General features: G+C 44.1%; 9 protein-coding genes. 2 read left to right on the forward strand and 7 right to left on the reverse strand.

Going from position 1 to position 8,037, the window contains the following annotated elements; genetic code table 11:
- On the reverse strand, positions 1–400 hold a 400-nt coding region (locus ACI35L_RS08625; RefSeq protein ID WP_439802674.1), incomplete at its 3' end, for a DUF2071 domain-containing protein.
- Between the two features lie 255 nt (positions 401–655).
- Between ACI35L_RS08625 and ACI35L_RS08630 the strand changes: the two genes are divergently transcribed.
- On the forward strand, positions 656–1,579 hold the full coding sequence (locus ACI35L_RS08630; protein WP_439802675.1) for an aldo/keto reductase: 924 nt from the start codon (positions 656–658) through the stop codon (positions 1,577–1,579).
- A 34-nt stretch (positions 1,580–1,613) separates the two neighbouring features.
- The gene (locus ACI35L_RS08635; RefSeq protein ID WP_049670380.1) at positions 1,614–2,462 is read left to right on the forward strand and encodes an aldo/keto reductase; all 849 of its coding nucleotides are present in this window, start codon (positions 1,614–1,616) and stop codon (positions 2,460–2,462) included.
- 21 nt (positions 2,463–2,483) lie between these two features.
- On the opposite strand, the gene ACI35L_RS08640 is transcribed toward ACI35L_RS08635, so the two are convergent.
- The 6 genes from ACI35L_RS08640 to ACI35L_RS08665 form a co-directional block, all read right to left on the reverse strand.
- Positions 2,484–3,785, reverse strand: coding sequence for an FtsW/RodA/SpoVE family cell cycle protein (locus ACI35L_RS08640; RefSeq protein WP_439802676.1), 1,302 nt, complete (start codon positions 3,783–3,785; stop codon positions 2,484–2,486).
- Between the two features lie 6 nt (positions 3,786–3,791).
- Positions 3,792–4,199, reverse strand: a complete 408-nt coding sequence (locus tag ACI35L_RS08645; RefSeq protein ID WP_439802677.1) for a PadR family transcriptional regulator — start codon at positions 4,197–4,199, stop codon at positions 3,792–3,794.
- 2 nt (positions 4,200–4,201) lie between these two features.
- Positions 4,202–4,735 carry a sigma-70 family RNA polymerase sigma factor gene (locus ACI35L_RS08650; RefSeq protein ID WP_439802681.1) on the reverse strand — a complete coding sequence of 178 codons (534 nt, stop codon included), beginning with the start codon at positions 4,733–4,735 and terminating at the stop codon, positions 4,202–4,204.
- A gap of 78 nt (positions 4,736–4,813) precedes the next feature.
- Positions 4,814–5,443 carry a VC0807 family protein gene (locus ACI35L_RS08655; RefSeq protein ID WP_439802678.1) on the reverse strand — a complete coding sequence of 210 codons (630 nt, stop codon included), beginning with the start codon at positions 5,441–5,443 and terminating at the stop codon, positions 4,814–4,816.
- 437 nt (positions 5,444–5,880) lie between these two features.
- Complete coding sequence (locus ACI35L_RS08660; RefSeq protein WP_439802679.1) at positions 5,881–6,885, reverse strand: PfkB family carbohydrate kinase; 1,005 nt, start codon at positions 6,883–6,885, stop codon at positions 5,881–5,883.
- A gap of 88 nt (positions 6,886–6,973) precedes the next feature.
- The coding region (locus ACI35L_RS08665) for a DUF4982 domain-containing protein (RefSeq protein WP_439802680.1) at positions 6,974–8,037 on the reverse strand (1,064 nt) is incomplete at its 5' end.

Consider the following 8,037-nt stretch of genomic DNA (forward strand, 5'->3'; position numbering starts at 1 on the left):
ATTGCCTGAATTCCATTTTCGCAATCTTATAAGGAAGCGCCGTTGCTGCCCGCGCTCCTAGAATGTTAACCGCACTATCCGCATCAAGGCTGAAGAAATAAATCCCTGGCACACCTTTATACATCACATACGTCCGTACGTTCAGTTCAATATAAGAATTAATGACAGGGAGCGGCGGGGTCATGCGTAAGCGGCTATCCGTAATCTTAAGCGGGATGATGCTGATCCAAGCCTCCCCTGCATACGTATCTAACTCAAGCTCCTTCGGGACATGCGGCCGGAGAAGGTTCGGTGCAGCCGGGTAATGCACGAACAGCAAGTCATTCCATACTTGCGTCATCAGCCACGGAGAGCGTGGCAGCGGATAGGGCCGTTGCTTTGTCTCATCAAATACATACATAATCCATCCTCCCAACTCGTTCACTTTCCTCCTACCCGCGCCCGCTTACAGAAAACATCTTTCCCACTGTTTGCCGGTTGCTTTCTGTAAGCACAATCGACTCTCATATAGTAGAATAAAAAGGCAGACTCTCTTTGCTGGAGAAAGAGATATGCATGGCTTACATAGGAAAATTTGTCGATTTGAACGGGCACCCGCCCACATGCCTTCCTTAACTCAAGATGAACAAAAAATTTGACGGCGAGGAGAATGAGCATGAACAAAATGAACCTTGGCACCAGCAGCTTAGCGGTGCCGCAAATCGCTGTCGGATGCATGAGGATTGATGCATTGGACAGTCATGAATTAGAAGCTCATTTACGTTTTTGCTTGGAAAATGAGCTGAATTTCTTTGACCATGCCGATATTTACGGGCAAGGAATTTGCGAAACCAATTTCGGCGTAGCGTTAAAGAGTACAGGGTATAAGAGAGAAGATGTGATTCTGCAATCGAAATGCGGCATCAAGCCGGGGACCATGTACGACCTCTCCAAAGAGCATATTGTTCAATCGGTTGACGGAATCCTGAAGCGGCTGGATACCGAGTATTTGGACATCCTCCTGCTTCACCGTCCGGATGCATTAGTCGAGCCGGAGGAAGTTGCAGAAGCCTTCGATGTCCTGGAGAAGTCCGGTAAAGTACGTCACTTCGGCGTATCCAACCATAAACCGATGCAGATTGAATTGCTCAAGAAATACGTCCAGCAGGACCTCATCATCAATCAGCTTCAATTAAGTCTTCCGTTCTCCAGCATGATGGCAAGCGGAATGGAAGTAAACATGCAGACAGACGGTGCGGTCGACCGTGATGGAAGCGTTCTCGACTATTGCCGTCTTCACGACATGACCATCCAGGCTTGGTCGCCTTATCAGTATGGCTTCTTTGAAGGAGTCTTTATCGGTAACCGCGACAAGTTCCCTGAATTAAACAAGGCACTCGACGAAATGGCAGAGAAATACGCTGTCACACCAACGACGATTGCAACTGCCTGGATTTTGCGCCACCCTGCTAAGATCCAAGTCATTGCCGGCTCAACCAACCAGCAGCGGATCCGTGAAATCAAGCAAGCCAGCAATATTCACCTCACACGAGAAGAATGGTACCGCCTCTATATGAAGAGCGGCCACATTCTACCGTAAAACAGAAATCTACTAGACTATGGAGATGATCAGTTTGTTCGAGAAATCAAGCAACTATACATTAAGCAATGGCTATGAAATCCCTTGTGTCGGCTTCGGCACTTGGCAGACTCCTGACGGCGAAACAGCCGTAGCCTCTGTCAAAAAAGCGATTGAAGCCGGCTATCGTCATATTGATACTGCGGCTGTTTATGGCAATGAAGAGAGTGTTGGCAAGGCCATCCGTGAATCCGGTGTTGCCCGTGAGGACTTATTCATCACAAGCAAGGTCTGGAACACAGAGCGCGGCTATGAAAGTACGCTGAAGGCATTTGACGTGACAATGGAAAAGCTCGGTCTTGACTATCTTGACCTCTACCTAATCCACTGGCCTGCCTCCTCCTCCCAATTCGACAACTGGGTTGAATTAAACAAAGAAACATGGCGCGCCATGGTCGAGCTTTATCAAGCTGGCCGCATCCGTGCAATTGGTGTATCCAACTTCCTCGTTCACCATCTTGAGCCATTAATGGACGCTGAGGTGAAACCGATGGTTAACCAAATCGAATTCCACCCTGGTCAAATGCAGGAAGAAACCGTCCGTTTCTGCAAAGAAAACGGGATTCTCATTGAAGCATGGAGCCCGCTCGGCACAGGCAGAATGCTAACGAACGAAACCTTAATGGCCATTGCCAAAGAATACGATAAATCCGTAGCCCAGCTATGCGTACGCTGGTGCCTGCAAAACGAAGTGCTTCCACTTCCTAAATCGGTTACACCATCCCGTATCGAGGAAAACCTTGATGTATTCGATTTCACGATTAAGGATGAGGATATGGAAACCATCAATGCCATGGAATATTTCGGCGGTTCTGGTTCACATCCGGATGAAGTGAAGTTCTAAGAGAAAAAAGGATGCATGGCATTAATCTGCCGTGCATCCTTTTTCGATTTGAATGAAATTCCTGCGCCGGTAAACACTCAGCACAATCCCCATCAAGAAGGCATTCAGCATGGTTGGCATCCAGCCATAGCTGATAAACGGCAGGGAGACATCCATAATTGGCAATATCCCGAAAATCATCCCGATATTATAGAAGAATTGTAGCCCGAAAAGTGAGATCGCCCCGACGACCAGCAATCTTCCATAACGGTCCCTCGTTCCTATTGCAATTATCCCCATGCGCAAAACAAATAGGAAAAGAATGAAAATCACGCCTGCCGCAGCAGCATATCCATAGTTGGCTGTGACATTAGCCAAGGCAAAATCAGTATGAGGAGATGACGAGAAATCTAACTGACTGGCAGATGCACCAAACCAGTTAGCACCGCTCATTACCTCTGATAAACGGAGATACATATATCCTGAACCATCTGCATAGTTCTCCGGATTTAAGAAAGTAAAAAATCGCTCCATTTGGTAATCATTCACATATCCTAATAAGAACGCTGTCCCAATGATCCCTGCACTTACACCAATCGGAACAATCGTCAGCCATAAGACCGTTCTCCTCCCCAAATGGCTCCACCAGAGCATAATCATAACCATGGCTCCATAAATAAACGTAATGTTCAAATTAGGAATCGTCATAAAGAGATACAAGGTATAGACAAACAATAAGGCAAGCTGCCACGCCTTCCTATTCTTTCTGGCGAAAAACCTTGCCCATGCGAGGAAGAAAAATGGAGTGGCTATCCAGCAGCCCACCGTTCCAATGCCTGGTATACCAATAAAAGGCTCCCCGTTAATCATGTATGAAGGATTAAAACGCAGCACATATAAGATAAGGACGCCAATTCCGAAGAAAAGCCATCCCATCCTCGCAAGCTTGCGATAATCAACGAACATAAGCCCAATGGCCGCTCCTATTCCAAACAAACCGAAGATGAGTTTTTTCTGCAAGAATTGTTCGGTCAGTTCACCCGGATCGTTCATAGGCAAAATCGGCAATACTCCAAGCAACATAACCATTAACAGCAGGCCGAGGAGAAACCAATCCACCTTTGGACGATACAACTTATTCATCTTCATTCCAATCTTAAGCGGGTCACCCATCTGCCGAATGGCTTTATCTTCAGCCTCTTCAGCAGACAATCCTCTCACTAGCCAATCATTCTTCGTTTTCTGTAAGTGACATTGCAGCTCCTGTTCAACGAGCTTCCTTGCTTCCTTTGATTGAATATGGCCGGTGACTTCCTTCAAGAATTGTTCTTTCTGCTCACCCATTCAGCCTCACTCCTGTCCCTGTTCTTTAAAGGAAAATCGTGATTGACGAAGCTGCTTATATTTCCTCTCCAGCAACCGTTTCCCTTTATTCGTCAATCGATAATGTCTTTCCCCAGACGGATTGCTGCTTGCTGCAATGGTTCCGGCCAGCTCCTGTTCATGAAGAAGGGTATAAAGGAGACCTTCTTCCCCCTCCCATTTTCTTACTCCCCTTGCAAGAAGGAGCTTCATCAATTCATAGCCTGTCTTTTCCTGTATTAAGAGCTCAAAGATATGGAGAATGAGTTCTTCCTCACTCATGGATTCTTTTTGTATAGCTTTATGGACTTGACTTTTCATTCTTTCCGAAAAGTTCAGCTCATGAAAGGCGGACTTTTCCATCACCTTGCGCAGTCTCTTCAGTTGGTCATCCATGCTTACTCCTCCCACCTTTCCTTCAGAAGGGATTTAGCCCTTCTCAGTCTAGTCTTGACTGTATTGGGATTCACGGATAGAATCCGCGCCATTTCCCGAATCGGAATATCTTCATAATAATGGAGATAGATAACCTCTCGGTAAAGAACAGGCAGTCCCATAACCGAGTGAACAAGACGCTCGTCCTCCTCCTGTTGAATGGCCTCCTCTTCTGCACTCCCTTCCCTGTTCACATCATAAATATAGCTGTCTTCTACTGGAATGACATGATTGTTATACCAGCTTTTCAAATAATCCTTACAATGATTAATCGCAATCTTCCAAAGCCAGGTCCTTAAGCTTGATTTGCCTTTATATGTATGAAGAGATTTATAGCTTTTCACGAAAATATCCTGTGTGAGGTCTTCCGCAAGCTGATAATTATGGACATAGGAATAGACGAGTCTTAAGATCTCGGTCCCATATCGGTCCATCAATTCATCAATCAGTGTCTCCCTCTCCTCTGCGGAGACACGCTCCATGATCATTTCATCCACCATTTCCCCTCCTTCATCTATATGGACGAGGCAGTCGGTCATTTGGGTTCCTTTTCGCATAAAAAAACGCCTAAATATTTAAGGCGCTATTGTTTCCTGCGGCTCCTCTAACTTCTTGCTTAATTGATTAATATGATAGTACCCGTAAATGATAGCCAGACCTAAGCCCACTCCAATCACTCGCTTAATGATGATTCCCTTCGTGAAAGCATCTACCCCATATTGCATAATCAGCCATGAATTTATTCCTGCAGGCACAAGGCTGCTTAAGGCCATCGCACAGGCAATCAGCTTAAACACCTTTAGAATCTCTGGCTGATAATATACACCTTTCAAAAACTGTCGATCATAGCCTTGCATTTCCGTTAAATCAAGGGCAAACAGCAAGGATACCGGCTTATTGACGAAAATCATCACAAGATGGAAGACAGCTATTACGAGGGAATACACGACATTGTTCCACAACATTTGAATGGATGAACCTGAAAGCACATCCACTAGCGTTCCAATCATTAGTGTGCCGATCATGAAGAGACCAAAAAAATTAAGCCGTTTAAATCGGATAAATCTAATAATGCTATAAATAATGCCGGGCACGGTAGAAATAAGCATCGCATAATATTCATCAATCCGGTCATTTAAGGCATTCCAAATGACAAGTGGAAAGATAACATAGCAAATCAAATCCCACATAACCGTATTCTTCATATCTTAAGCCCCCTTCACCTCCCTTATATTACCATTTATGCCGCGTCAACATCACTAGTAAAATGAATATTCTCATAATTAACAGGGGACGTTTTTCCCTTTCACATAAAGAAACAGAGGTTGAGACGAAACGAAACAAATGATCCTCAAAAATGCATGCTGGTAACTTATTCTCCCTATTCAATAGAAGCTGGAAAGACAAATTCGTTCCATTCCGCGAAATGCACTCGCTTTCCTTTACTATCCACAGGAGTCGAGTCCATTTTGCTCCATTCCACTAGTCACTAATAATAGAAGGTCACAACCCACCAATATATAGAAAACAACAAATAAAGACCCGAATGATTAGACGATAGAATTCATTCCTTTATCGTCTAATCATTCGGGTTTATCATTGGCTGTAATATTTATGTCCCAGCCTCGCTTATTTAGATATCTTATCTTTTAATGACAACCTTATCGCCATTCAGGTCAAATCCTTGTACGGCTTGTTTGCTTGCAACTTGGAAGTCTCCTACAATCGTATGCTTCAAGGCAAAGGAGGATAAAGCGAAATCTAACGTATCTTGAAGACTATAAGAATTCGCCAAACCGTACAATGCCCCGGCAACAAAGGAATCCCCTGTGCCAATCCTCTCCAGTACATTCACTTTAACGGGTCCAAGTCGATGAACCTCTGTACCGGTTATGACTGCACAGCTTAGCTTTTGTTCATTGTCATCAAGGATTTCCCGCTCCGTCGTAAAGATTTGATCAAATTGATATTCCTTTTGAAGCTCCTTGAGCAATTCGATTTTTTCATCAAAGGAGTGAACCTTTCTCTTCTCCTGGCGGAGAGTGAGAACATCCATGTAGCTGCCGAAGCAGACATTCACATATGGCAGGATGTCCATAAATGCCTCTCTTGCTTCCTCGATGCTCCATAATTTTGCCCGATAATTGAAATCAAAGCTCACCTTTATCCCTTTTTTACGGGCAAGCTTCACAAGAGCCATCGTTGTTTCGCGCGCTTGCTTGCTTACGCCTAAGCTAATGCCGCTGACATGCACCCACTTCGCTTGATCGAGCATTTCCTCTAGCTGATAATCACTCGGTACAGCATCAACAAAGGCTGAATTTTGTCGGTCATAGGTAACCTCTGTCGGACGGATGGAGTGTCCTTCCTCCACAAAATAAAGCCCCATTTTATGACCCTGCTGAATCACATAATCCGTATTAACCCCAAATTGACGCAATTGCATGATCGCCGCCAATCCAATGTTATTATCCGGAACACATGTAGCATAAGACGTATTTTCCCCCCAATTGCTTAAAGCGACCGCAATATTCGCCTCAGAGCCGCCGTAAACCATATTCAATTGGCTAGCCTGAATAAACAGCTGATGATTTGAAGGTGTTAGACGTAACAGCATTTCTCCAAATAGCAGCATTGACTTCATCATTACACCATCTCTTTCATTATTAGTCCAAAGAACGACTAGATTATGAACCTAGCCGTTCAGGTTCATGCATTCATCCAGCACGATGTTATTATGCTTTTTTGATTTTTGTCAGATCTTTATTCAGCATATACATCAATTGCTCTGAGAACATATCCGCTGCCATGGAAGCCAGCATGTCAATTTGCATGCCTTCTGCCATACCAAACATTGGATGTTCCTCTGAGAATCCGTTTAAATACTTTTGCACGACAGCCTTTGCTTCAGGGTTCGCAAATAGTTCCCCAAATGTGCAGCGAGTTGAGTACACATCATCCGTGATTTCCAATTCTTCGATTACAACATCTCCAAGATCTTCAGGCATTTCGAACCAGTTATCTACTACTCCGCCAGCCTCTGACTCAGGAAGTACATAGCTTGGGTTAGCCTCTTCCACTTTATTGAAGAATGCTGTGTCTTCTACATCGCCAGATACGGCTCTTACTTCATTCAAGCCTGGCTGCAGCGCAACATTTTCAAAGATGAAGATTTTATCTTCGCCTTTTTGTGTCGCTACTTCTGAGCCGTTCACATAAAGTGTTACTTCATCACAGTTGGAATAGATTTTCAAAGTGATTGCATCATCTGCACGGTCAATATAGCGTTTGCTTGTGATATGAAGAACTTTTTCTTCTGACCAGTTTGCTTTGTACATGAAGAAAGCATCTTTCTTGATTTTGCGGTCATATGTGATTAAGCCTTTGTTGTTTCTTCCCTTTACGCCGCCTTCATCACGGATGTTCGCACCGAAGTCAAACATGTTCCATACATATGTTGACCAAAGGAATGGGCGCTCAGAGAAGATTTTCCACACTTTTTCGTGGTATAGTGCATGATATTCTTCTGTATAGTCCTTCACCTTTGCATCATCTGTGTGGTATTCGATGATTCCTTCTGCACCGTATTCAGAAATACCTAAAGGAACAGTAGGATTTGTAGCATGGTACCCATCAATCCAAGGACCAAAATCTTCTGCTTCCCCTTGATACCAGCCATAATATTTATTGTAACCAATGATATCTGTCATATAGTTATACTCATCATTATCAGGTACAAACATAACGTTTGCTTGTGTTGTTAAACGTGTTGGATCTTCTTTTTTCGTTAATTCAGCCA

Origin of the sequence: Pradoshia sp., assembly GCF_051873915.1 — a bacterium.
Classification (GTDB): domain Bacteria; phylum Bacillota; class Bacilli; order Bacillales; family Pradoshiaceae; genus Pradoshia.

What these genes read in the sequence shown, in the direction of transcription:
- ACI35L_RS08645 (WP_439802677.1), bottom strand. Translation starts at nt 4,199, where the DNA reads ATGGATGACCAACTGAAGAGACTGCGCAAGGTGATGGAAAAGTCCGCC.
- ACI35L_RS08630 (WP_439802675.1), top strand. Translation starts at nt 656, where the DNA reads ATGAACAAAATGAACCTTGGCACCAGCAGCTTAGCGGTGCCGCAAATC.
- ACI35L_RS08660 (WP_439802679.1), bottom strand. Translation starts at nt 6,885, where the DNA reads ATGATGAAGTCAATGCTGCTATTTGGAGAAATGCTGTTACGTCTAACA.
- ACI35L_RS08640 (WP_439802676.1), bottom strand. Translation starts at nt 3,785, where the DNA reads ATGGGTGAGCAGAAAGAACAATTCTTGAAGGAAGTCACCGGCCATATT.
- ACI35L_RS08655 (WP_439802678.1), bottom strand. Translation starts at nt 5,443, where the DNA reads ATGAAGAATACGGTTATGTGGGATTTGATTTGCTATGTTATCTTTCCA.